This is a genomic window from Dyadobacter sp. 22481 (genome assembly GCF_052044875.1).
Taxonomy (GTDB): domain Bacteria; phylum Bacteroidota; class Bacteroidia; order Cytophagales; family Spirosomataceae; genus Dyadobacter; species Dyadobacter endophyticus.
The window spans coordinates 317,215-339,771 of the sequence record NZ_JBQENV010000004.1 but is presented as its reverse complement, the minus strand read 5'-3'; the positions used below and the strand labels follow the sequence as shown (position 1 = coordinate 339,771).

24 protein-coding genes are annotated in these 22,557 nt (G+C 48.4%); 9 read left to right on the top strand and 15 right to left on the bottom strand.

Features of this window, described 5'->3' with window-relative positions; translation table 11 throughout:
- Positions 1–58: 58 nt before the first annotated feature.
- Positions 59–454 carry a DUF1573 domain-containing protein gene (locus ACTJJJ_RS27495; protein ID WP_188938670.1) on the bottom strand — a complete coding sequence of 132 codons (396 nt, stop codon included), beginning with the start codon at positions 452–454 and terminating at the stop codon, positions 59–61.
- 207 nt (positions 455–661) lie between these two features.
- Here ACTJJJ_RS27495 and ACTJJJ_RS27490 point away from each other — a divergent pair, with 207 nt between their 5' ends.
- The 4 genes from ACTJJJ_RS27490 to ACTJJJ_RS27475 are packed head-to-tail and all read left to right on the top strand — an operon-like array spanning position 662 to position 5,387.
- On the top strand, positions 662–3,076 hold the full coding sequence (locus ACTJJJ_RS27490; RefSeq protein WP_188938669.1) for an alpha-ketoacid dehydrogenase subunit alpha/beta: 2,415 nt from the start codon (positions 662–664) through the stop codon (positions 3,074–3,076).
- A 4-nt stretch (positions 3,077–3,080) separates the two neighbouring features.
- Entirely contained in the window at positions 3,081–3,659 is a 579-nt protein-coding gene (locus tag ACTJJJ_RS27485; protein ID WP_440703626.1) for a sugar transferase, read from the top strand.
- A complete protein-coding gene (locus ACTJJJ_RS27480) occupies positions 3,653–4,243 on the top strand; it encodes an acetyltransferase (RefSeq protein ID WP_440703625.1) in 591 nt (196 codons plus the stop codon). Before ACTJJJ_RS27485 ends, ACTJJJ_RS27480 begins: the two co-directional genes overlap by 7 nt.
- Positions 4,244–4,256: 13 nt before the next feature.
- The gene (locus tag ACTJJJ_RS27475; protein WP_440703624.1) at positions 4,257–5,387 is read left to right on the top strand and encodes an aminotransferase class I/II-fold pyridoxal phosphate-dependent enzyme; all 1,131 of its coding nucleotides are present in this window, start codon (positions 4,257–4,259) and stop codon (positions 5,385–5,387) included.
- A 43-nt stretch (positions 5,388–5,430) separates the two neighbouring features.
- Here the strand turns inward: ACTJJJ_RS27475 and ACTJJJ_RS27470 are convergent, their stop codons facing one another.
- The 5 genes from ACTJJJ_RS27470 to ACTJJJ_RS27450 all read right to left on the bottom strand — a co-directional run bounded on the left by ACTJJJ_RS27470 (position 5,431) and on the right by ACTJJJ_RS27450 (position 9,121).
- On the bottom strand, positions 5,431–6,447 hold the full coding sequence (locus tag ACTJJJ_RS27470) for a hypothetical protein (protein WP_440703623.1): 1,017 nt from the start codon (positions 6,445–6,447) through the stop codon (positions 5,431–5,433).
- Positions 6,448–6,542: 95 nt separating this feature from the next.
- Positions 6,543–7,403, bottom strand: coding sequence for an FKBP-type peptidyl-prolyl cis-trans isomerase (locus ACTJJJ_RS27465; RefSeq protein WP_229223313.1), 861 nt, complete (start codon positions 7,401–7,403; stop codon positions 6,543–6,545).
- 76 nt (positions 7,404–7,479) lie between these two features.
- Positions 7,480–8,142: an endonuclease III gene (nth, locus tag ACTJJJ_RS27460; protein WP_188938664.1), complete on the bottom strand. Its 663-nt coding sequence runs from the start codon at positions 8,140–8,142 to the stop codon at positions 7,480–7,482.
- 156 nt (positions 8,143–8,298) lie between these two features.
- The gene (locus ACTJJJ_RS27455) at positions 8,299–8,547 is read right to left on the bottom strand and encodes a hypothetical protein (protein WP_188938663.1); all 249 of its coding nucleotides are present in this window, start codon (positions 8,545–8,547) and stop codon (positions 8,299–8,301) included.
- A complete protein-coding gene (locus tag ACTJJJ_RS27450; protein ID WP_015813074.1) occupies positions 8,522–9,121 on the bottom strand; it encodes an RNA polymerase sigma factor in 600 nt (199 codons plus the stop codon). Before ACTJJJ_RS27450 ends, ACTJJJ_RS27455 begins: the two co-directional genes overlap by 26 nt.
- A gap of 383 nt (positions 9,122–9,504) precedes the next feature.
- Between ACTJJJ_RS27450 and ACTJJJ_RS27445 the strand changes: the two genes are divergently transcribed.
- Positions 9,505–10,200 carry a YjjG family noncanonical pyrimidine nucleotidase gene (locus ACTJJJ_RS27445; protein ID WP_440703622.1) on the top strand — a complete coding sequence of 232 codons (696 nt, stop codon included), beginning with the start codon at positions 9,505–9,507 and terminating at the stop codon, positions 10,198–10,200.
- Between the two features lie 12 nt (positions 10,201–10,212).
- Here the strand turns inward: ACTJJJ_RS27445 and ACTJJJ_RS27440 are convergent, their stop codons facing one another.
- Genes ACTJJJ_RS27440 through ACTJJJ_RS27425 form a run of 4 tightly spaced genes read right to left on the bottom strand, consistent with a single transcriptional unit; the run spans position 10,213 to position 13,409 of the window.
- Positions 10,213–11,106, bottom strand: coding sequence for a S1 family peptidase (locus ACTJJJ_RS27440; RefSeq protein WP_440703621.1), 894 nt, complete (start codon positions 11,104–11,106; stop codon positions 10,213–10,215).
- Positions 11,107–11,131: 25 nt separating this feature from the next.
- A complete protein-coding gene (locus ACTJJJ_RS27435; protein WP_426292331.1) occupies positions 11,132–11,674 on the bottom strand; it encodes a DUF2911 domain-containing protein in 543 nt (180 codons plus the stop codon).
- A gap of 3 nt (positions 11,675–11,677) precedes the next feature.
- Positions 11,678–12,355, bottom strand: a complete 678-nt coding sequence (locus ACTJJJ_RS27430; protein ID WP_229223312.1) for a DUF6089 family protein — start codon at positions 12,353–12,355, stop codon at positions 11,678–11,680.
- 34 nt (positions 12,356–12,389) lie between these two features.
- Positions 12,390–13,409: a DUF6089 family protein gene (locus tag ACTJJJ_RS27425; protein WP_426292329.1), complete on the bottom strand. Its 1,020-nt coding sequence runs from the start codon at positions 13,407–13,409 to the stop codon at positions 12,390–12,392.
- 161 nt (positions 13,410–13,570) lie between these two features.
- Here ACTJJJ_RS27425 and ACTJJJ_RS27420 point away from each other — a divergent pair, with 161 nt between their 5' ends.
- The 3 genes from ACTJJJ_RS27420 to ACTJJJ_RS27410 are packed head-to-tail and all read left to right on the top strand — an operon-like array spanning position 13,571 to position 15,959.
- On the top strand, positions 13,571–14,197 hold the full coding sequence (locus tag ACTJJJ_RS27420; protein WP_188938658.1) for an ABC transporter ATP-binding protein: 627 nt from the start codon (positions 13,571–13,573) through the stop codon (positions 14,195–14,197).
- A 5-nt stretch (positions 14,198–14,202) separates the two neighbouring features.
- On the top strand, positions 14,203–15,447 hold the full coding sequence (locus ACTJJJ_RS27415; RefSeq protein ID WP_426292328.1) for an ABC transporter permease: 1,245 nt from the start codon (positions 14,203–14,205) through the stop codon (positions 15,445–15,447).
- Positions 15,448–15,506: 59 nt separating this feature from the next.
- Positions 15,507–15,959, top strand: a complete 453-nt coding sequence (locus ACTJJJ_RS27410) for a DUF3299 domain-containing protein (RefSeq protein ID WP_188938656.1) — start codon at positions 15,507–15,509, stop codon at positions 15,957–15,959.
- Here ACTJJJ_RS27410 and ACTJJJ_RS27405 read toward each other — a convergent pair whose 3' ends face one another.
- Positions 15,960–17,045, bottom strand: a complete 1,086-nt coding sequence (locus ACTJJJ_RS27405; protein WP_440703620.1) for a complex I subunit 1/NuoH family protein — start codon at positions 17,043–17,045, stop codon at positions 15,960–15,962.
- A 46-nt stretch (positions 17,046–17,091) separates the two neighbouring features.
- Positions 17,092–18,102 carry a gliding motility protein gene (locus tag ACTJJJ_RS27400; RefSeq protein WP_440703619.1) on the bottom strand — a complete coding sequence of 337 codons (1,011 nt, stop codon included), beginning with the start codon at positions 18,100–18,102 and terminating at the stop codon, positions 17,092–17,094.
- A gap of 18 nt (positions 18,103–18,120) precedes the next feature.
- On the opposite strand from ACTJJJ_RS27400, the gene ACTJJJ_RS27395 reads away from it, so the two are divergent.
- Entirely contained in the window at positions 18,121–18,996 is an 876-nt protein-coding gene (locus tag ACTJJJ_RS27395) for an NAD(P)-binding domain-containing protein (protein ID WP_440703618.1), read from the top strand.
- A 59-nt stretch (positions 18,997–19,055) separates the two neighbouring features.
- On the opposite strand, the gene ACTJJJ_RS27390 is transcribed toward ACTJJJ_RS27395, so the two are convergent.
- The 3 genes from ACTJJJ_RS27390 to ACTJJJ_RS27380 form a co-directional block, all read right to left on the bottom strand.
- A complete protein-coding gene (locus ACTJJJ_RS27390) occupies positions 19,056–20,207 on the bottom strand; it encodes a TlpA disulfide reductase family protein (RefSeq protein WP_229223309.1) in 1,152 nt (383 codons plus the stop codon).
- A gap of 32 nt (positions 20,208–20,239) precedes the next feature.
- Complete coding sequence (gatB, locus tag ACTJJJ_RS27385) at positions 20,240–21,730, bottom strand: Asp-tRNA(Asn)/Glu-tRNA(Gln) amidotransferase subunit GatB (RefSeq protein WP_440703617.1); 1,491 nt, start codon at positions 21,728–21,730, stop codon at positions 20,240–20,242.
- 95 nt (positions 21,731–21,825) lie between these two features.
- Positions 21,826–22,374: a c-type cytochrome gene (locus ACTJJJ_RS27380; protein WP_188938651.1), complete on the bottom strand. Its 549-nt coding sequence runs from the start codon at positions 22,372–22,374 to the stop codon at positions 21,826–21,828.
- Between the last annotated feature and the right edge of the window lie 183 nt (positions 22,375–22,557).

Here is a 22,557-nt window from a genome sequence, read left to right as displayed (position 1 = left end):
TGCTAAACAAAAATGGCCGTCCCACTGGAACGGCCACTGCAATGCTTGCGGATAATGCTTATTTCGAAGCAGGCTTGGCTGCCTTTGGAACCACTTCCCCGTTCAGGTAAAGGGTAATTGAACCACCCTCGGTGTTGCTGAAAACGGTTACAGGCTTGTTGAAAGAACCTGCCGCAGCAGCGTTGAAAGTAGCTTTTACTGAACCTGTTTTACCCGGAAGTACAGGATCTTTCGACCATACAGGTGTAGTACATCCACATGAAACGGTTACGTTAGAAAGAATTACGGGATCGGTACCAGTGTTGGTAAATACAAATTCGTGTGTTACAGGAGTGCCTTGTGGTACTTTACCGAATTTGTGTGTTTCTTCTTTGAATTTCAGAACACCTTTCTGTGCAAAACTTACGGTGGTCAGCCCGAGGATTAAAACCAGCGCTGAAAAGAATACTTTCATAGTTGTAACTATACTTTAAGTGGTGAAAAACTTACGGTTAAACAAGATTAACGCTTAAAAAGTTAAATATAATAATCATTAACCAATATTAACAATGGTCTAAAAGTAGGCGTTCCGATGCCGGGGTTATTATTTTCCTGCATAATTTTGGCTTGCATTCAAAAAAACGTAATTTAACTTACGGATTAAAACCCGTGATTTTTGCTTATGCTTCAAAATGATAGTTTGACCGGTTCCAGTGTTTTGAGTAAGGAAGATATTATCGGTGATTACCGCTTGGCATGCGAAAGTCGTCAGGTAAGTTTGCTGGGGAGGAAGGATACAATGGGCGGCCGTTCTAAATTCGGAATTTTTGGAGATGGTAAAGAAGTAGCGCAGATTGCACTTTCCAAAGTTTTTCAACCAGGAGATTATCGTTCCGGATATTATCGGGATCAGACCATCGAAGCGGCTGTCGGGAACCTTTCCTGGCAGCAATTTTTTGCCCAAATGTACGCCCACGCCGATCTCGAACATGAGCCAAATACTGGTGGCCGGTCTATGAACGGCCATTTCTCGACGCGTTGGCTGGACGAAAATGGCGAATGGCTTGATCAGACCAAATTGTACAATTCCGTTTGTGATATTTCCTCCACCGCCGGTCAGATCCCGCGCGCATTGGGGCTCGGATATGCTTCCAAATTATACCGCGAGAATCCCGACCTGCATGATATGACCACGTTTTCCCACGAGGGAAACGAGGTAGTATTTGCGACCATCGGTGATGCTTCCACCTCTCAGGGAATGTTTTGGGAAGCGATGAATGCGGCTGGTGTTTTGCAGGTACCCCTCATCGTTTCAGTGTGGGACGATGGCTATGGAATTTCGGTTCCTATTGAATATCAAACCACAAAAGGCAGTATTTCCAAGGCCCTGGCGGGATTGCAGCGTAATGAGGACGGCGACGGTATCGAAATCATGACCGTGAATGGCTGGGATTATCCAGCCTTGGTTGAAACGTATCAACGGGCCGCCAAGATCAGCCGTGAAAAACATGTACCGGTGCTGGTGCACGTTACTGAGCTGACTCAACCTCAGGGGCATTCCACTTCGGGCTCGCATGAGCGCTACAAGTCGAAGCAACGGTTGCTTTGGGAGCGCGAGCATGATTGTAATGTGCATTTCCGCGATTGGATCTTAAAGAACGGGTATGCGTCCGACGACGAGCTTGAAGAAATCGAGCGGGAATCGAAGGAAAGAGCCCTTAACGAACGTAATGCGGCCTGGCAGGCTTTCCGGAAAGAGCTCGATGCAGAATACCATGAAACAATCCAGCTTTTGCAGGCAGTGGCCGGCGCGAGTGCTTTTTCGGGAGAAATAAATAATGCGATCCTCGAATTGCAGAAGACCTATTTGCCGGTTCGCAGGGATATGATCGCGGCTGTGCGTAAGGTTTTGAGGATTATTGGAAGAGAAGAAAATGCTCAAAAACATACTTTACAGCAGTTTTTGCGAGATAACTTAAAGGCTAATAAGGAGCGTTTCAATACCCATTTGTACAGCGAAACGGTGTATTCGCCGATGCTGGTAGAGCCGGTCAGTCCCGTATTTTCGGACAATAGCCCGCTGGTCGACGGTCGCGAAGTAATACGGACCTATTTCGATGCGCTTTTTGAAAAAGACCCGCGCGTAGTGGCGCTAGGCGAAGACATTGGTTTTATCGGCGACGTGAACCAGGGTTTTGCCGGCTTGCAGGAGAAATATGGCGAAGTCCGCATAACCGACACCGGTATCCGCGAAACGACAATCATCGGACAGGGCATAGGAATGGCCATGCGCGGCTTACGGCCGATCGTGGAAATCCAGTATTTTGACTACATCTATTATGCATTGGCCACGCTTACCGACGACCTGGCGTCGCTCCGGTACAGGACAGCCGGCGGCCAGCGGGCCCCGCTGATCATCCGTACACGCGGACATCGTCTCGAAGGTATCTGGCATTCGGGCTCGCCGATGGGCACAATGCTCAGCAGTTTGCGTGGCTTGCACGTGATAGTTCCACGGAACTTCACCCAGGCAGCAGGTTTTTATAATACATTAATGAAAGGCGATGATCCTGCATTGATCGTAGAACCGCTGAATTCGTACCGTCAGAAAGAAATTTTGCCTGATAATGTGGGTGAATATTACATTCCACTGGGGCAGCCTGAAATTTTAAGAGAAGGAAATGACCTCACTATTGTTACTTATGGCTCAATGTGTCGTATAGTAATGGAGGCCGCTTCTCAATTGCAGCATTCAGGAATTGAAGTCGAAGTCATCGACGTGCAGACGCTCCTGCCCTTCGATGTCGACAACAGGATAGTGGAGTCCATTAAAAAGACGAACCGGGTTATTTTCGCCGACGAGGATTTGCCCGGAAGTGCATCGGGTTTTATGATGCAGCAGGTTTTGGAAAAACAGCAGGCTTACCGCTGGCTCGATTCGGCTCCGGTAACCATTGCTGCAAAAGATCACCGCCCACCTTATGGCTCCGACGGCGATTATTTCTCGAAGCCTAATATGGACGACATTTTTGAAACTGTTTACAACATCATGCGAGAAGCAGCCCCAGATAAATATCCGGAGCTCTTTAACGCATGATCTAATGTACCGTTCAAAAGGAAAAAGAATTTTAGACATTTTACTGGCGGCAATGGGGTTGATTACCTCGTTGCCGTTTTTTATTGTTCTGCCGCCGCTGTTGTGGATGCACTTCGGAGGTAATCCGTTCTTTGTACAAGAGAGGCCGGGACTCAATGAGCGGCTTTTTATGATCTTGAAATTCAGGACAATGCATGAAGGCTGCCAGCGAATTTCCTGGTTCGGGATATTGCTGCGAAAGTCTTCGCTCGACGAATTGCCGCAATTCTGGAACGTGCTGCGTGGCGAAATGAGCATTGTAGGACCGCGCCCCTTGTTGGCAGAATACCTGCCTTTGTATAATGCCCGGCAGCATTTGCGGCATAATGTAAGGCCAGGAATGACCGGCCTGGCACAGATTAATGGTCGGAACAGGCTTGGCTGGGAGGAAAAGTTCGAACATGATCTGCACTATGTGAATAACCTTTCGCTGACACTTGATCTGCGAATCATGGTCGTGACAATTGCGAACTTGCTGTTGCCTGGTAAATCTGCTGGTCCCGGTGTTGATGCTCAGCCGTTTAGAGGAAATGGAATATGCTGATATACGGAGCAGGCGGGCATGCGAAAGTGGTAGCGAGCATCCTTTCGGCATGCGAAGAGCAGGTTGTTGGCCTGTTTGACGACGATTGGCAAAACGTAACATGGCCCGGTCAATGCATTTTACACGGTTACGACCCATTGATCATGCCCATTGAAAAGCTGATTATCGCTATCGGTGGGAACCAGGTGCGCAGGCAAGTCGCAGAGAAGGTCGTCCATTCATTCGGGTTAGCGATTCACCCTACGGCACTTGTCGATCGTTCCGTACGCGTTGGCACAGGCGTTGTAATTGTCCATAATACAGTCGTGCAGGCGGGTGGTCGCATTGGCGATCATGTGATCATCAATACCGCCGCTATCGTCGATCGTGAATGCATTCTTGGCAATTTCGCACACATAGGCCCGGGCGCTACAATATGCGGCGGCGTGCGGGTAGGCGATTGCTCGCTCGTGGGTGCAGGAAGCGTGGTACTTCCGGGCGTTAGTATCGGGAAGGAATGTATAATCGGTGCAGGTTCAGTGGTGACCCGCAACGTACCCGATTATGCGAAGGTGGCGGGAAACCCTGCCAGAAACATTTATTAAAACAAAACACACTATGAAGTACAAAATCTACCTGTCGCCCCCGCATATGAGCGGGCGTGAAATGAAATACATTCAGGAGGCTTTTGACAGCAACTGGGTAGCGCCCGTCGGGCCTAATATCGATGCTTTTGAGGAAGAGCTATGCCGCTATACGGGTAGCAGACATGCACTGGCAGTATCGTCGGGAACAGCGGCGTTGCACCTTGCCTTGTTGGCATTGGGAGTTCAAGAGGGCGATATTGTCCTTTGCCAGTCACTGACATTCGTGGCCACCGCCAATCCGATTGTGTACGTGGGCGCGAAGCCGGTTTTTATAGATAGCGAGCCGGTAACCTGGAATATGTGCCCCGATGCATTAGAAGAATCGATCAAGCACTATTTAAATGCAGGTAAAAAGCCCAAAGCAGTGATAATTGTGCATTTGTACGGCATGCCTGCTATGCTTGACGAGATTTTGTATTTATGTAGAAAACATGATATTCCTTTGATTGAAGATGCGGCGGAGGCTTTGGGTTCTGAATATCGAGGCCGGAAAGCGGGTACTCTCGGGGATATCGGGATTTTGTCATTCAATGGAAACAAAATCATCACCACTTCGGGTGGCGGTGCGATGTTATCGGACAACCCTCTATACATCGAAAGAGCGCGCTTTCTGGCTACACAGTCCCGCGAGCCGGTGAGGCACTATGAGCATCACGAAGTGGGATATAATTATCGAATGAGTAATGTATGCGCGGGGATCGGACGAGGGCAATTGGAGGTTATCGATGAAAGGGTTATGCAGCGGAGAGCTAATTTTCAGTTCTACCAAACTGCTTTGAGACGAATTCCAGGCATTAGTTTTCAGAAGGAGTTCGCCGCCATAGTTTCGAACCGGTGGATAACGGCCGTAATCATTGAAGGCCACGAGGCAGGTCCTTCTCAAATACAAAATGCACTTTTGGAGCAAGGCATCGAATCGCGTCCTATCTGGAAACCGATGCATTGCCAGGGGATGTACAAAACGCTACCCCGGTTCGGAGGTAGCGTTTCGGAGATGTTGTTTGAGCACGGGATTTGTCTGCCGTCAGGTTCAAATTTGAGTGAGCCAGAAATGTGCACTATTATTGCAAAATTACTCTCTGTTATAGAGCATCGGCGCTGACCATATACTGAGTCAGCGCCGACGTTACGACAAGCCATTTCGACTATTGGGTTCTTATGAGCCGCGTGCTGGATGTTTTCAAAGTTCCGTTAAACCTGTCGTCCAAGGCTTTCGCTTCAATGTCATAACTCAAAATCTTTCCACCATCAGATATCGTTTTCGAAATTGTCCTGATGCCGCTTTCGATATAACTTCCAGTGATAGTTTCGCCTTGGTTTTCAACTAGCGGTGGGCGATGACGAACAAACGACCATGCTAATTCATAGCGCTCAGGAATTTCTTTGTCCTTCTGGAGAAGTCCATTTGCAAAATACACCAGATCAACGACCGCAGTATACCGATAAATATACCCGCCTGGGGTTGGGGTAGGGCAAATAGCACAGCCAGGAATGGAATAACCTCTGATTTCCAGAGTTGCCTCTACATACCATTTCCAGAATAGATCACCCCCTATATCATTGCCCTGCTGTGTTTTCCTTTCAATGACAACACTCTCGTCCGATGTCCTGGCGTTCGGCGCAGTTGTACTTACTATCTTCACCTCACTTGCGGTAATTCCATTGGCTCCATATTCGGCTTTGGTCTTACTATTAAGTAGAGAGGCTATTGCCGATTGAGAAGTTCCGTCAATCTTTTTAATCTCTTTATAAGTAAACTGGTAGGTGCTTCCGCCAACGATAACGAGCCCGTCTTTATTTGTGATGCGAGCGTAGTTGGAGTTCACACTGTTCAAATGCAAATAGCCACCCTCTTCATCTTTAATGAGCGACCCTCCGGGACGAAGATCACTTTCAGATAGCGTCTTTTTTTCTATTTCCCCCTGGTACTCGGTGTAGCGTGAGAAGAACTTATTATCCTTGCTCCATCTATCATAATCTTTACTGTTTAGCGCGCCGATTTTTTCGGAAGCTGAAAGAAATGTTTCCATGTCGCTGAATATAGCGATCCCCTCTTTGATTTCCATCCCGACACTGCCCGAGGGATTTGTGGCAGGTTCATTAGTTGGCTTTTCGCACGATAATGCGAAAGCGCAAATAATACACAATAAGAGTTTTTTCATAAAAATAGCGTTATGTTTAGTAAACTATCGGTTACAAACATAACGCTATTTTTATGAAACTCAAATTAATTGTATTTTAAGAAATCAAAGTAGTTCTATGGAAGTATTTCGATTTCAAATTGAAGTGGTGAATACCTTGGAATTACGCCATCAGAACTTCCAAGGTCTTTGTAGCCCAGAGGAGACGGGAATATAACGATCGCCTTTTCAGTTTTTCTCATTTTGCGAATAGCCCTGTCGAATCCTGGAATGGTTCCGCTGGTTCCGGTTGTGTGATTAAAACTTCCCTCGCCAAACTTCTTGTCATCCAGGAATTTACCAACATATTTTACCGTCACCGATTTGCCGACACCCAGTGTGTCACCGGTTACGGTGTTGGTCCGAACGATGACGAGGCCGTCGCTGGTGCGCTCAGAAACAGGGAATTGTTTGATTTTAAGAAAATCATCTATCTGTTGTTTTTCTGTTCGCGTTTTAATGAATTCCAGTTCGAGCCTAACGACAGAATAGGCCGGAATATTTACACGATCAATATTACCGAATGCAAGATAGTATGGGAGCAGAAATGTCGCCTTCTCCCCTGTTTTCAGAAGAAAAATGGCGCGTTCAAGCCCTGGCACGCCTGTGGAATACCCCAGCACAGGAAAACTAACAGAAGAATCTTTTTCAATCGACAGGACTTTTGTGCCGTTAAGAAGGTAGCCGTTCAGTTTGACCGTAGCCGCGTCGCCTGTTTTGGCATATGAACCGGAAGGATTGGATTTCCGGATGATATAGTAGAGTCCGGTACTGTCTCTTGCCGCTGAGCTGCCCTGGCTGTCAGCCTTTATAAAAGCCTCAATTTCTGCTTCATTTTCCGTAATTTTCTCTTCGTCCTTGTTGTTGTCTTTCATACAAGACGCCAAGCCGATCATCGTTGCCAATAGTATACACCATACCAGATTAATACGCTTCATTTCTTTCCTTTCTAAGTAATTAATGGGGACTGTTTTAGTTTCAGGGTAGACGCTGTGAGATAGAGATTGGTTGTAATCACGAGTGAAAAACATCGATTTTTACATTTTTTTCAAAGTATTTGCAAAATGGTGACAGCGGGCACTGGAAGCATTGCGGGTTGCGCGCGGTACATACGTAGCGTCCGTGGAGGATCAGCCAGTGATGGGCTTTGTGGATCAGATGCTTTGGAATATGGCTTACGAGCTCCTTTTCCACAGCCAATGGTGTCTTTGCCGTAAGCGGCACCAGTCCTAGTCGGCGCGATACCCTAAAAACATGTGTATCGACCGCCATTGCCGGCATACTGAAAATCACAGAAGCAATCACATTGGCTGTTTTACGACCTACGCCGGGCATTTTTTGTAACTCTTCAACCGTCGACGGCACCTCTGAGTGGAACTGCTCCACCAGCATCCTTGCCATACCTACTAAATGCTTCGCCTTATTGTTGGGGTAGGAAATGGATCTGATATAGGTAAAGACTTCCTCCGCATTGGAAGCGGCAAGCGACTCAGGATCCGGAAAACGCTCGAAAAGCTTCGGTGTGACGATGTTCACGCGCTTGTCGGTACATTGCGCCGACAGGATCACAGCCACCAGCAGCTCGTACGGGTTGGAATAATGCAGCTCGGTTTCGGGCTCCGGGAAATTCTGGGTGAAATAGTCCAGGAAATGCTTATAACGTTCTTTTTTTAACATAATACTATCATGGTTCTGCGAAGGGTTGAGTATCCGACACAGAAATCTTGCAGAACCGGCAGCCGATGGCCTGATTACCGGTCCAAATCTTTAAAGTAATGACAACTTCCAGCCACCGGACCGATAGCTGGAAACAAAAAAACCTGCCGACTCGCCCTAGTAAAGGAGTGCAGCAGATCTTTTAGAAGAGAATTGTCGCGAATATCTGAAAACTTCTGAAATCACCTTTTCGGAAGGAGTCCGTGTGATTTTATTCATCTGATTCTGGATTTCCAGGGAATCGAGATAAAAGTTCATCAAGTTGTCGTCAAGTGCGAGCGCCTCAACAATCTGTTCATTTTCATTCTCAGTTGTTTCGGCATATAAATACCTTACAACATCATCGTAGGTAAAGGTTTTTGTCATACTGTGGGGCACGTTGGTTAAATTGCTTACGCAGGTTTATCAACGCGTAACGCATTCTCCCCAATGCCGTATTAATACTCACACCCGTGGCATCTGCAATTTCCTGAAAACTCATGTCCTCATAGTGGCGCATGATCAGGACTTGCTTCTGTACGTCAGGCAACCGCTGGATCATCTCCCGCAGCTGCTCATGTGTTTCCTGACGAATCTGGATCGACTCAACGGAATCTTCCGAAAAATCCAGCGTGTTGAAAACACTGCTCCCATCTTCGAACACTACATTGGGGTAGCGTTTATCGCGTCTGAAATAATCAATGGCGAGGTTGTGTGCGATTCGTATAATCCATGGAAGGAACTTCCCTTCGTCGTTATATCTCCCACCTTTTATCGTGTCAACAGCTTTAATAAATGTATCCTGTAATAGGTCTTCGGCTACATATTGGTCCTTGACAATCAAATAAATAGTGGTGTATATTCTCGACTTATGGCGCTGAACAAGCTTCTCGAAAGCCTTCTCATTGCCCCGGATATACAATGTTACCAACTCACTGTCGCTAACTTGGACTTTCTCCATTTTACTATTCGATTTAGTTAACGTAGAGCAGTTCGTCGATATTGTTTCTCCTTTCTGGTTTGGTGAAAAATTAGATGTGACTTTTCGGCATTTCGAATTATACGAATCAAAGAAATAGATTTGGAAAATCATTTGCAAATGTTTGACTTTCTTTTTGCAGAAAAATTATTTCCCGTTAACAGATGTTAACAAGTTGTGCATGTTTTAGATGCGTTGTATTCGTTGCTACCGGCACGTATTCATATTAGAATAAATAATAGTACTTAATACATAATATACGATACGCATGTCGAAGAAGATCGATTTTAGTGTGCAGATCCCTACTTTTTTCAGTCGCGCGTCGTAATTTCACTTTTCTTATAAAAATTGAATTTTTACCAGATATGAAATACAGGCATATCTTCTTCGATTTGGACCACACACTTTGGGATTTTGAAAGAAATTCGTCCGAATCCCTGGAAGAGATTTTCCACCAGCATCAGCTTGCCCGCTACGGGATCCCGTCATTAGAGGCATTTGTGTGTTCTTTTCTTAAAATCAATACAGCATTATGGGATGCGTTCGACAGGGGGCAGTTGCACCATAGCTATATACGTGAGAACCGGTTCAGGATGGTTTTCGAAGAATTGGGGGCCGAATGCCCACCCGAACATACGGAGATCGGAGAGCTATACCTCACTTCGCTGCCGACAAAGAAGCATCTGCTGGAAGGCGCGCTCGATCTATTGAATTACGTTTCCGCGGCAGGCTACGGAATGCACATTATCACCAACGGTTTTAATGAAATCCAGGCGAGGAAAATAGCCAGTTCAGAAATCGGCCACTTTTTCGATCACGTAGTAACATTTGAAACGGCCAGTGCCAAAAAGCCCGACCGCCGCATTTTTGAATTTGCATTGGAATTGGCGCAAACAACAGCGGAGGAAAGCCTGATGGTAGGTGATAACTGGGTCGCGGATATTCTTGGTGCAAAACAGGTGGGTATGGATACGGTGTACCTCAATCCGGCCGGGTTGCAGTTTGGCGAGAAACCAACCTATAATATCAGAAGACTGGAAGAGCTTTTGCTTGTGTTGTGATGATGGCGGTCTTTACGCAGGCTCGGCCTCATAATAGCGGATATGCTTTTCCTTTAAAAACTGCTTGATCACGTCGACATGCACGCATTGCCCGACGTTCAGGAACGGGTAATTGGAAACCCTTTTTCGATGCCCGTCGATGGTTACTTCGCGGTTGACCTGGTCGAACCCAAGATGCAGGTGCCGGGTGGAGCTCTGCATTCCGTAAATAACGCCGTTCTGATCAAAGAGCGGACCGCCGCTCTGGCCACGTAGTCCCGGTGTGCTCATTTCGATACCTACTATCTCACTGTTGTCGCCGATATGGCGGGTAATGATGCCGTCGATCGGGAAACTGGGTGTCTTAATCTTCCCTTCCGTGGTCCATTCAATATCCGCAGTATGCTTGTTGTACCGGTAATTGGTGAATTCGGGGAATGGATAGCCCAGCCGGCACAAGTAGCGGCCCTGCTTCACCATTCTGGAATCTTTGAGAAATCGGGCGTGGGACTGGTATTGCTTGGATTCGTACTGCCGGAACTGTACAATCGCGAGGTCCTGCGTAGGATGCAAATGGACCGTGAGGCCCTTATAGGCCGATACGCAATTAATAAAGTTGAAAAGTATGCGGATGGGGCTATCCGGCGCGATCTTGTATTTTGTTTCCAGCAAATTCCGCTGTGTGGCGAGGCCGGGATCTTTCTCGAATTTGCGAAGCTCCCCTTTGAATTTCAGGTAGTTTTCGTAAATGCTGTTGGCATACAGTATTTGCCTCGCAACATGCCTGCACGTAACCGCGAAGCCATCTTCATTAACAAAAAACAATGTAGCTGTACCGGGAACAATGTCGCTCCCTGCGTAATATCGGACGATAAAGTGAACCGGACGGGTAAACTGATCTATTTTTTCAATAGCATCAACAAACATAAAAACTGGCCGCAGCCATATCGAACTAAGGGTGGGTAAAGGGAACGAGTGCCTCTGTCTGGTCCCAGCTCAGGACCATATCGACGCCATTGGGGATTTTTTCAAAATAAATTTGGAACACTTCCTGAACCGAAGGACGGATCCGAATCGGCACTTCAACACTCATGACATTCTTGCCATCGTTGTATTCCGTGCCCCATTGCCCGGTTTCGGAGTTGAGGATAATTTTCCAGCTGCTCTGTCCGGGCACCGAAAAAAGGGAATAAGTACCGGCCTTAACCGGTTTGCCGCCCATTATTACATCTTCCTCTAATTCGAGAATCGTTGCCTCATTGGCGCCGGTGCGCCATACTTTTCCGTAGGGTAATAGTGCTTTGTCCTGCTCCCTGCCGAAAATCATGCGGCCTTTTTTACTTGGCTGGCCATAAGAGATTTTGAGTTTGACTCCATTCAGGGTGGTTTCTGCTATTGCCTCGGGACTGAATGACTTGGTGTATTTTCTAACTCCCCAAAAGCCTGCAAACGCAACGATGATCAAGGTAAAGACTATCAGTAGAATTCTTTTCATAAATCAGGGACAGAAGATTTTGTAGAAGGTGTAGCTCACCGAAAGACGGACGTAAAAGTAGGTGTCTTTTACGGAAGGATCGCCCTGTTGAAATTTGTCCGTGGATGTGGGATCGCCCCCGAGGTTGTCGAGATAATCCGTAAAGGTTTTCCGCGTGCCGTATTCCAGCCCGATGTTCCATGGGCGGCGGATCTGATATTTGATGCCCACGCCATAAGGCAGCACAAGCCCGGAGGTTTTGTAGGAACCTGTTTGAATGTTGGGGTTAAATTTGTTGAAACCGAGCCCACCAAATACGTAAGGGCTCCAATTGACTGCAAAACGGCGATCCTGGAAATTCAGGAAGTTATATTCTGCCACGGCACTTCCTTCGAATATCGTGGTTCGAAATGACATATTCCTGACCTGCTGGAAAGGGTCGTCGCTATGTTTGTCGTCGGCGCCAATGAGTCCTCCCGCAACTTCGGCACGAAGCGACAAGGCCTGGTTCGGATTGAAACGGAAAAAGAGGCTACCAGCTGGTTTGAAAAAGCGGAAACGAAAAGTCGGCGAAATATCTCCCCGGTAATTGAAACCGCCTACACCCGCACCGATCTCGATCCGCTGCGCGCGCGCCTGTGCGACGGCCAGAAAAAAACAAATACCTGCAAGCACCATGGCCGGCAAGTATTGTTTGTTCAAATGTTTGAAAACGTATTCCAACGGGGTAAGTCAATTATTTCAGTGGAGGACATTTAATCTGCGAGGGCAGCATGTAATGGATGCTGATCATACCAAACAGGTAAGCATCCTTTTGGGTTGGGCTATTGCCGCGCTCGGAGCCTGGGGAGCCAAATCCGGTGGTGGGCAGCACTTGCAGTGGATTGGCGCCGTCAGGTAAAGAACCTGGGTAGTTGACATTAATGAATTTTCCGACACCTTCCGTTCTATCGACGCCCTTTCGCACTGCGTACTGCTCGGCCGTGCGGTTTGCCATGTGTGCGGCCAACGGATCGTCTGCAAAGAGTGCAGGGTCGGCGTAATCACCGTGCGCGTCGTCGAGGTAATCCGTGAAAGTTTTACGGTATCCTAATTCCGCCGAAATGTCGAATTTGGAATTGATTTTATAACGGACACCAATACCCACCGGAATCGCGAACTGGACCAGTGAATACGGTTTGGCATAGCCTTCATTGCCTTGCCCTTCAGTTCCCAGCGGCTGCAATTTTACCCAGTCACCTTTCAGTGAATCGAGCGCTTTCGGGTTATGCGCAGTAAGCGCAACACCTGCAAACAGGTACCATCCCAATTGCGGACGACGGTCGTAGCTGCGGTTATCGGGCGTCAGTTTGTAAATGCCCTGAACAGAGAATTCTTTAAGGTCATTGCGGAAATGCAGGTTCCGTGCGTAGTAGATGCTGGTATTGTGTTTCGAATCACGGTTCATAATGTAATCGTCACCGGCGATTCTGGCGTAAATAAAGCTTGCACGTGCGGCAAGGCGTGGTGTAAAGTGGCGTGTATAGTTTCCGCCTACGCTCCAGCGGACCATTTTAAAGGTAGAGGACAACGGGCGGCGGTATGGCGCAAGGTCGCCGTAGTAGCTCGAAGTACCAATGCCAAAACCTGCCGTAGAATAGGGAACGAAGAAACCTCTGCTCTGCGCCTTTACCTCTTTGCCAGACAGTAATAGCCCCAAAACCAAGGTTAAAGCCAACGCTCCGGATACTCTTCTCAAGTCGAAATTTCTACGCATTTTCAGATCGATTTTTTTGCAAAAATAGAATAGTTGTTGGTTTTCTTCAGGATGCAACACCATTTCAACGATTTTAACAATGTTTTATTTGTGTGGATATGATTTTTTAGAAACGCGGCAAATCTTCCTTATCATTGTGTAGTCAAATAGCGCCACAGAAAATGATTTCGAGTAACCAGCTACGGTTTTCTTATTCCGCTCAGAAAAAATTCAGCTTCCCCGACATTCATTGCAATGATAAAGAAACGCTCCTGATTCTCGGTCAGTCGGGAAAGGGGAAGACTACATTGCTGCATCTGCTCGCACTACTACTTACACCCGAATCCGGCGATGTGGCCATCGCGGGCAAATCGGTCAGAAACCTGACGCCGCAGGAAATTACTGCTACCCGGGCCAAAAACATTGGCATAATCTACCAACGGCCGCATTTTGTGAGCTCGCTTTCCGTGATGGATAACATTCTGCTGTCCAACTACCTGGCCAATCAGCAGGAAGACCGGCAAAAAGCGCGGCATTTGGCCGAACAGCTGGGGTTTGCGGATCATTTGTCCAAAAAAACGAACCAGCTTAGCCAGGGCGAACAGCAGCGCGTAAGCATTGCGCGTTCGCTGATGAACAACCCCAATATAATCCTTGCCGATGAGCCTACGTCAAGCCTGGACGACGACAACTGCCAGCGTGTGATACAGCTTTTGAAGAAACAATCCGCGCAGATTGGCGCGAGTCTGGTGGTGGTTACCCACGACCAGCGCCTCAAAGACGAGTTTTCGAACCAGGTTTTTCTGTAAATTATATGAACCTCTTCAAGATCAGCATCGCCAATCTCAGGGAAAAGAAGCTGAACAGTTTTTTGAGTGCCTTGCTACTAACCCTCGGCATTGGCATGATCTCCCTGCTTTTGCTCCTCAATAAACAGCTCGACGAGCAGTTCAAGCGCAATCTGAAAGGCATCGATATGGTGGTAGGTGCCAAAGGCAGCCCGTTGCAGGTGATCCTTTCGAGTATTTACCAGATCGACGCACCTACCGGCAACATTCCACTGGCCGAGGTGAATGCGTTGCGGAAGAATCCGTTTGTAAAAACGGTCATCCCGCTCTCGATGGGCGATAATTACCAGGGCTTCCGCATTCTGGGAACGACGCCGAAATACGTCGAGCACTTCAATGCAAAACTGAGCGAAGGACATTTATATAACGCATCCATGGAGGTGACGATCGGCAGTAAGGTCGCGCGGGATTCGAAACTGAAAATCGGCGACCAGTTTTCCGGTTCGCATGGACTGGATTCGGAAGGGGAGAAGCATGAGGACAAGAAATACAAGGTTACAGGCATATTCGAGCCGAGCGGCACGGTGATCGACCAGTTGATCATAACCCGGCTTTCGAGCGTATGGGACATTCATGAGCATTCGGACGAACCAAAACTGCCTGTTACGGCCGAGGTGGAGCATAGCCACAGCCAGACACACGTGGACCCGGAGCCGGACGAAGAAGGAAAGGACGTGACCAGCGCATTGATCCAATTCCGCAACCCGATGGGCCTGATGACCATTCCGCGTCAGATTAATGAAAACACCTCCATGCAGGCGGCATTACCAAGTATAGAAATCAATCGCCTGTTTTCATTGCTGGGCGTTGGTATCGAAACATTGCGCACCTTAGCCTTAATTATCATCTCCATTGCCGGTGTCAGCGTATTTATTTCTTTGTATAACTCGTTAAAAGACAGGAAATACGAAATGGCGCTTATGCTTTCCATGGGCGCGACGCGCACGAGGCTGTTCCTAATGCTGCTGATCGAAGGGCTATCGCTCGCCGTGATCGGATTTTTTGCGGGTATCATTGCCAGCCGGGTCGGTTTGTGGGTGTTTTCCAAATCGGCGGAGCAGGATTTTCATTATTCGCTGGGCAAATTTGCATTGCTGCCGGAGGAAATCTACCTGTTTTTCGGAGCTCTCATGATTGGCGTGGTAGCGGCAGCATTACCGTCGCTAGGCATTTACCGGCTGAATATCTCGCGGACATTGGCGGAGGAATAATAATGTGTGTAAATTTGTTAAACCGGTACAAATCATCGTAATACAAAATTGGAATACTAATGAAATCTGTCAAAATCAGCATATTGTTCTTCTGCATCGTTTCACTGCTTGCTTTCAAACCGGCGGTTGAACCGGTGAAACTGACGTGGGAAACCCTGCGGGACGTTACCTTCAAAAAGAAATGGTATGCCGAAGAGTCGATCTACATGCTGCACCCGACGTTCGGGCCAAGCGTGCAGAAGCTGAAAAACCAACAGGTTGCCATTACGGGTTATATTTTACCGGTCGACCTGGAAGCCAATTTGTACGTATTGTCTGCATTTCCGTTCAGCGCGTGCTTTTTTTGCGGCGGCGCAGGTCCGGAAACGGTCATGACCCTGAATTTCAAGAAGAAGGACGGGAAGAAATTTAAAACCGATGAACGGCTTACTTTTACAGGCACATTGAAACTCAATGCCGATGATATTTACCAGATGAACTACATTCTGGACGGGGCGGAGATCGTCAAATGATCATACCCCGATCAAACGCCAAACTCCTGAAATAAAGAACAATACAAGGCCTACGGGCGTGAGGACCTTCCAGCCCAGGTACATGAGCTGATCTACGCGCAGGCGCGGTAGCGTCCAGCGCACCCACATCTGTATCAGAATGCCGAATAATGCCTTGGACAGCAGCCAGAATATGCCCGTAACGTAGCCAAACCACGTTCCCGGTTCACCGCTTGTCCAGTCAGCCAGTTTTATCGGACCCATGTTGGGCAGTGGCGTGTTCCAGCTTCCAAGAAAAAGAATGGCGCCCAGCAGCGACACCAGCAGCATCATACCATATTCCGAAAGCATGAACAATGCCCAGCGCATCCCTGAATATTCGGTGTGAAAACCTGCTACCAGCTCCGATTCGCCTTCGGGAAGGTCGAAGGGTGCACGGTTACATTCGGCGAGTGAAGCAATGAAGAAAACAACGTAGGCGATCAGCAAGAATGGGTTGCGTACGATATTCCAGGAAAGAAATCCCCCTACGCCTGTCACATCGATACCCAGTTCCCGTATCCCGAAAAGGTAAACCGTTTCCGGGGAGAAAATGCCTTGCTGATAGCTGATAACCTGCAAATCGAGCGTCTGCGTAAGCATGATCACACACAATATGGAAAGGCCCAGCGGTATTTCGTAAGACACGATCTGCGCCACGGCGCGCATCGCGCCGTACAATGCAAACTTGTTATTGGAACCCCATCCGGCCATCAGCAGACCGATTACGTCTACGGAAACGATCGTCAGCAGGAAGAATACACCCACTGCTGCACCCGAGCCCGCCAGTTCCGGAGCAAGTGGTACTACCGCAAATCCTGCAAAAACAGATATGAAAATGATAAACGGGGCGATCAGAAACAGCCGCCGGTCGGCGGCTTTGGGTACAATATCTTCTTTTTGAAGCAGTTTGAGCAAATCAGCGAACAGCTGCAACAATCCCCATTTCCCTACTTCCATAGGCCCCAGACGATCCTGAATGAAGGCCGAAACCTTCCGTTCGAGGTATACGCCGATGACGACAAAACCGGGCACCAACAGTAGGAAAATGATGAGCGTAAAAGGCATTAAATGCTATCTGAACAATGGTTTGACGCAAAAGTAAGTAAAAAACTTACTCTTCTTCGTCCGTCTGCCCCTTATATCCCGATTCCTGCAAAATTCGGCCGGCATTGTCAATCGTCATCAATTGAGGCAGCGTAGTGTCCGGGTTCTCCGCCAAAAAACGGCTCACGATCCGCCAACCGACCCATCGGCCGATGGCGCCCGGTACCTTGTTGCCAATTTCGGTCGTAAATGGACGGTCGTCGATGAATTTTCGTTTTTTCAGATCGCTTTTTTCGTACAGGAGCTTACTGGAAATAAAATATGCCCAGATGTCGGTCTGGCTATTGTAGGTTTTGCTCAGATCTCCTTCCGAATAACCGATGATAAGGCTGTCGGGCGTTTGAGGCATTACCTCTTTTACAAATTCGTAGCCCTTGCCATAACCGATCATGTCAGAAAGCAATGTCTGGTCGCCGGCATTCATGTTATTGAACTGGTTCGATTCGAAGAAGATAATCGAGGGAACAATGTAATCGTGCTGGTAGCGGCGGAGTTGGTAATCATATACATTGGGCCGGTAACGTGCAGCCGGGCCGCCGAAATAATCGAGGCCGATGACGATCAGCGAATCGGAAATGTAGAGGTCATTGCCGGTGAAGCCCGTGACTATAAAATTGACTTCGGGAATCCTGAATTGGGGATAATGGTATTTAATTTGCTTGAATGCATCCGAAAGCGGGTTCAGAATGCGCGTCTTACGGTCGCCGATGATCGAATCCAGTTGCGAGCGAAAGCCTTGTAAATCGGGGTTTTGCAGGATCGAAAACAAATGCGCAGCCAGTTTGGCCGGTTCCACGGGTGCATCTGTAAAATAGGCTTTTGCAAGATAGGGATGACCATCGAGGAACTTTTGTACATCTTCCACCGATTTGCAGGAGAACAGTTCCTCATCGAGATTCTTGGAAACGAGTTCAAACCGGATATTGCTGGTGTCGGCTTCCCTGCGCTGGTCCGTTTTACACGAGAATTGGAAGAAAGCTGCAACAAGAATGCACAATAAGGATTTGAAATAAACCATTTGGTGGAGAGAAATTATATGTCGGAACAAGTTTCAAAAGTAGAAAAAAAACGCATAAGCATCCTGGGCTGCGGCTGGCTCGGGTTTTCATTAGCTAAACGGTTACTGAGCAGCGGTATTACATCGGTCGTAAAAGGCAGTACTACTTCGCAGCACAAGCTCGATCAATTTGCGGCTGTGGGGATCGGGGGTTACCTGCTACCACTCAACCCGGAAGCGGGACTGGACGTAGGCATTTCCGAGCCGTTTTTCGAATCGGACATTATCGTTATTTCCATTCCGCCTCGCATGTCTCAGAATGTGGCCGGAAATTACGCCGCACAAATGCGGATGGTGGCCGAAGCAATCCGAAAGTCCCCGGTGAAGGAAGTTGTCTTTGTCAGCTCAACCGGCGTTTACCGGGATTTGAGCCAGAGGGCGGTTGAATCGGATGTACAATTGCCGGAGCATTCGGCCCAACCCGAAATGGTTGCCGCCGAAAATGCCATATCCGCATTAAGACCAGAAAAGACGGTTACTGTACTGAGATTGAGCGGATTGCTGGGGTGCAACCGTATTCCGGGGAAGTATGTAAAAGGCCAAAAGGACCTGACTACCGGAGATATTCCCGTGAATTACATTCATCGCGACGATGCGGTGGGCATTATTCAAGCCATTATCCAGCAGGGTATTCACAACGAAACATTGAATATCACCGCGCCGTTTCATCCAACACGCGCTGAGGTCTATGTGGATTCCTGTTCGCAATTCGGCTGGGAAGCGCCGACGTTCAAAATACCGGAACAGCGCCCGGCATTCAAATTGATTTCAGGGGATAAATTTTCAAAAACTTATCAATACGAATTCAAATACCCCGATCCGCTGCTGTTTCATTACCAGCTGGAAGACTTGTAAAGCAAAAAATCCGCAGGATCAACTCTGCGGATTTTATTATTTATTAACCAAAAAGTGTATTACTGAGCCCCTAGCAACTCGGTTAGCTTGGTTTCAAGCGCCGCGCCGCGAAGGTTTTTTGCAATGATTTTCCCTTCTTTATCGAGCAGGAATGTAGCCGGGATCGCATTGACGCCATAACTCTGCGCTACGCCCGAATTCCATTTCTTCAATTCCGACCCATGAAGCCAGGTCAGCTTGTCGCGCTCGATAGCTGTTTTCCAGGCCTTTTCGTTGTCGTCGAGCGATACGCCGAAGATATCGAAGCCCTTATCCTTGAATTTGCCGTACATGCGCACCACATTCGGGTTCTCCATCCGGCAAGGTCCGCACCACGAGGCCCAGAAGTCGATCAGCACATATTTGCCGCGCAACGAGGACAACGCGATTTGTTTGCCTTCCGGGCTGGCAAGTGTGAAGTCGGGGGCCTGCTCACCTACCGCAAGGCCGGCCATTCTCTTAACAGAACCTATAAAACCTTTTGCTAATGTGGGCACAGGATCTACTTTGGAATAATCGTCGGCCAGCTTTTTCAGAACGTCCAGGTCGCTCTCGGGGGTCAGGAAGTTGTTCGCTGCAAAAAGCGCGATGAGCGACGTGCCCATTTCGGGGATCATCTGGCGCAATGCGGTTACCCTTTCCTTCTCTGCGGCCTGGTAGGCCTGCTGTATTTCCTGAATTTTCTTGGTATCTTTTTTCTCTTCCGCAACCGCATATGCTTCGTTCCAACTCGTCACTTTTGCAGAAAACGATTGCATCAGCTGGTCGACTTTGGCATAATATTCCATGTTTTTGGAACCGGTGATGGACACCTTTCCGCCATTGCCTTTCTCGTCGCGCGTCGTGCCGTCGGCCGTTACATTAAATGTTTCCCCGCCTTCCACGAGCAAGGGGAATTTCTGTCTGTCGGCGATATTGATGGTAAAAAAGCTGCCGCGGTCCTTCTCAACACCTTTCAGAGCGAAACTGCCGTCGGCGCCCAGTTGCGCAGAATCGAGTTTAACAGAAGATCCCGCTGCTGTGGATTGCGACAGAATGACTTTTTCGCCTTTGGAGCCGTTTTTAACCTTTCCGTTGACGGTAAAGTCTTTCGGTTCGATCTGCGCCATGACCTGGAAGCTCAGCAACGCGCCGCCCAAAATCAATGCACTCTGTTGAATAAAATGCTTCATGATCTTCTGTAACTGATTATCAAATGTGTGACCTATAACTTTTGCGCCAGCAACTGGTTCACAAGCTTGGGATCTGCGGCTCCGTTCGACTTTTTCATCACTTCGCCGACAAACAATCCCATAAGCCCTTTTTTGCCTTTTTTATAGGCCTCAACTTTGTCCGGCATGGCGCTGATTACCTCATCTACCAACGTTTCAAGCTCGTTTGTATTGCTGTTTTGCAGCCAGTTATTTGACGCGGCGATCTCCGATGGCTGGCGGTTCGGCTCGGCCAGCATGACCGGGAAAACCTTCTGTGCAGCCACCGAATGGCTCACGGCACCAGACTCGTTCAGTTCGACGAGTGCCGCCAGGTTCCCGGCGCTGATCGGGAAATGCGCGATGTCGCCGTGGTGATCGTTCAGGTACGATTTCACCGGGCCCATCAGCCAGTTCGACACGGTTTTAAAATGGGTGGTTTTGGCACAAACAGCTTCGAAATATTCGGCCAGTTCGCGGGTATCGGTTAGTACCGCGGCATCGTAAGCCGGAATACCGTATTGTTTGACAAATTTTTCGCGCAGTTCGTGCGGTAATGCGGGCATGCTCGATTTGATGCTTTCAAGCCATTCATCAGACACCACTACCGGGCTCAGATCGGGATCGGGGAAATAGCGGTAGTCGTTCATGGTTTCCTTCACGCGCATGCCGTAAGTCTGCCCGGTTTCCACGTCGAACATCCGCGTTTCCTGCTGGATCGCCTCGCCGTTTTCGAGCATGGCAGCCTGCCGTTTTTCTTCGAACGCGATGGCCCGCATCATGTTGCGGATCGAGTTCATGTTTTTGATCTCGACTTTCGTACCATACTCGGCAGCGCCCTTCTTGCGCAAGGACACGTTCACGTCCGTGCGCAGGGAACCTTCTTCCATATTGCCGTCGCTGATGCCCAGGTAGCGCACCAGGCGGCGAATCTCGGTCACAAATGCTCCGGTTTCTTCCGCAGAACGCAAATCGGGTTCCGATACCATTTCTACGAGTGGTGTTCCGGCGCGGTTGTAATCGAGCATTGTTTCGGTATGGCTGCCGTCGTGCACCGATTTCCCTGCGTCTTCTTCCAAGTGGATATGGTGGAAACGAATGGTTTTCTCAATGAATTTACCGTCGTGCTTGAAGGAAATATTGACGCCGCCCTGGTCGCAGATCGGTTTTTTGTCCTGCGAAATCTGGTAACCCTTCGGAAGATCGGGGTAAAAGTAATTTTTGCGGTCGAAAATCGTCCTTTTGCTGATCGAACATCCGCAGGCAATACCGAGGCGGATGGCGTATTCAACGGCTTTTTTATTGACTTTGGGCAAAGTTCCCGGCAAAGCGATCGTCAGCGGACCGATATTGGTGTTGGGTTCTGTGCCGAAAATGTTGAAATCTCGGGTAAACAGCTTGGATTCCGTCAGAAGCTGGCAATGTACTTCGAGGCCGATTACGGTTTCATAAGTGGCCAAAAGTTCATCGGTAACGTCAGCGGGGTGAATTGCGGTTTGACTCATATTATATTACTAATGCTTTCGCAAAGATACAAATACGGGCCGTCCATAGCATGAACGACCCGTATTTTATGGAATATAGCAGGTATTGCCGGTGATCAGAGCGAGTTGATCCAGTTGGCGATAACGACGATGTCAGCTTTTGGAACGTGAGCCAGAGGCGCCATCGGAGGATAGCCAGGCCAGTGCTCAGGTTTTGGATTGTGAACCAGTTCTACGATCTGGTCGGGCGTATATTTTTTCTTCGCTACTTCCGAATAAGCAGGACCGATCACCTTGTCGTAAGCCTGGTGGCAAGCGAAGCAGGCATGTTTGTTCAACAATGCGGAAACATCGGCAGGAACTGGTTTACGTTTTGGGGCCGCTGCGGGTGCATCGGCTGCGGGAGCGGCTTTGGCGGTGGTATCACCGGGCGCTGCTGGCGTTGCCGCGGGTGCTGCCGCTTTTTCGGCTGCTGCCGCCGTTGCTTGTTCAGCTGCTGCTTTTCTATCGCTTTGAAGCTTCACCAGGGCTGATTCCTCCCGCGCTTTGCTTCCTGAGCCGTACCATTGATCATATTTGTCACGGTCTTCTTTGGAAGAACAACCGATGAAGAAAGAGACTGCCAGGGCCATCACGGCCAAAGAAGCGCTTTTTTTGAGTGTCATTGTGTTAATTTTTAAGAATTTTCGCCAGATTAAGGTTGCGATACCAAATCAACCACGAAGAAAGCAAGTTTGCGTTAGATTTCCGTCATGCACAGGGCAGAAATTCGGACGATTCGTTCAAACTCCCGATTCTATCCTATTGTCCGACAATCGCTTATCCGGGAACAGCATTTATTAAAATCA

Excerpts from the sequence above, each read along its gene's own strand:
- ACTJJJ_RS27405 (WP_440703620.1), bottom strand. The coding sequence starts at position 17,045 with ATGCCTTTTACGCTCATCATTTTCCTACTGTTGGTGCCCGGTTTTGTC.
- ACTJJJ_RS27440 (WP_440703621.1), bottom strand. The coding sequence starts at position 11,106 with ATGTTTGTTGATGCTATTGAAAAAATAGATCAGTTTACCCGTCCGGTT.
- ACTJJJ_RS27445 (WP_440703622.1), top strand. The coding sequence starts at position 9,505 with ATGAAATACAGGCATATCTTCTTCGATTTGGACCACACACTTTGGGAT.
- ACTJJJ_RS27480 (WP_440703625.1), top strand. The coding sequence starts at position 3,653 with ATGCTGATATACGGAGCAGGCGGGCATGCGAAAGTGGTAGCGAGCATC.
- ACTJJJ_RS27490 (WP_188938669.1), top strand. The coding sequence starts at position 662 with ATGCTTCAAAATGATAGTTTGACCGGTTCCAGTGTTTTGAGTAAGGAA.
- ACTJJJ_RS27415 (WP_426292328.1), top strand. The coding sequence starts at position 14,203 with ATGAACCTCTTCAAGATCAGCATCGCCAATCTCAGGGAAAAGAAGCTG.
- ACTJJJ_RS27400 (WP_440703619.1), bottom strand. The coding sequence starts at position 18,102 with ATGGTTTATTTCAAATCCTTATTGTGCATTCTTGTTGCAGCTTTCTTC.
- ACTJJJ_RS27380 (WP_188938651.1), bottom strand. The coding sequence starts at position 22,374 with ATGACACTCAAAAAAAGCGCTTCTTTGGCCGTGATGGCCCTGGCAGTC.
- ACTJJJ_RS27495 (WP_188938670.1), bottom strand. The coding sequence starts at position 454 with ATGAAAGTATTCTTTTCAGCGCTGGTTTTAATCCTCGGGCTGACCACC.
- ACTJJJ_RS27475 (WP_440703624.1), top strand. The coding sequence starts at position 4,257 with ATGAAGTACAAAATCTACCTGTCGCCCCCGCATATGAGCGGGCGTGAA.
- gatB (WP_440703617.1), bottom strand. The coding sequence starts at position 21,730 with ATGAGTCAAACCGCAATTCACCCCGCTGACGTTACCGATGAACTTTTG.
- ACTJJJ_RS27390 (WP_229223309.1), bottom strand. The coding sequence starts at position 20,207 with ATGAAGCATTTTATTCAACAGAGTGCATTGATTTTGGGCGGCGCGTTG.
- ACTJJJ_RS27465 (WP_229223313.1), bottom strand. The coding sequence starts at position 7,403 with ATGAAGCGTATTAATCTGGTATGGTGTATACTATTGGCAACGATGATC.
- nth (WP_188938664.1), bottom strand. The coding sequence starts at position 8,142 with ATGTTAAAAAAAGAACGTTATAAGCATTTCCTGGACTATTTCACCCAG.
- ACTJJJ_RS27470 (WP_440703623.1), bottom strand. The coding sequence starts at position 6,447 with ATGAAAAAACTCTTATTGTGTATTATTTGCGCTTTCGCATTATCGTGC.
- ACTJJJ_RS27455 (WP_188938663.1), bottom strand. The coding sequence starts at position 8,547 with ATGACAAAAACCTTTACCTACGATGATGTTGTAAGGTATTTATATGCC.
- ACTJJJ_RS27425 (WP_426292329.1), bottom strand. The coding sequence starts at position 13,409 with ATGCGTAGAAATTTCGACTTGAGAAGAGTATCCGGAGCGTTGGCTTTA.
- ACTJJJ_RS27450 (WP_015813074.1), bottom strand. The coding sequence starts at position 9,121 with ATGGAGAAAGTCCAAGTTAGCGACAGTGAGTTGGTAACATTGTATATC.
- ACTJJJ_RS27435 (WP_426292331.1), bottom strand. The coding sequence starts at position 11,674 with ATGAAAAGAATTCTACTGATAGTCTTTACCTTGATCATCGTTGCGTTT.
- ACTJJJ_RS27395 (WP_440703618.1), top strand. The coding sequence starts at position 18,121 with ATGTCGGAACAAGTTTCAAAAGTAGAAAAAAAACGCATAAGCATCCTG.
- ACTJJJ_RS27485 (WP_440703626.1), top strand. The coding sequence starts at position 3,081 with ATGTACCGTTCAAAAGGAAAAAGAATTTTAGACATTTTACTGGCGGCA.
- ACTJJJ_RS27420 (WP_188938658.1), top strand. The coding sequence starts at position 13,571 with ATGATTTCGAGTAACCAGCTACGGTTTTCTTATTCCGCTCAGAAAAAA.
- ACTJJJ_RS27410 (WP_188938656.1), top strand. The coding sequence starts at position 15,507 with ATGAAATCTGTCAAAATCAGCATATTGTTCTTCTGCATCGTTTCACTG.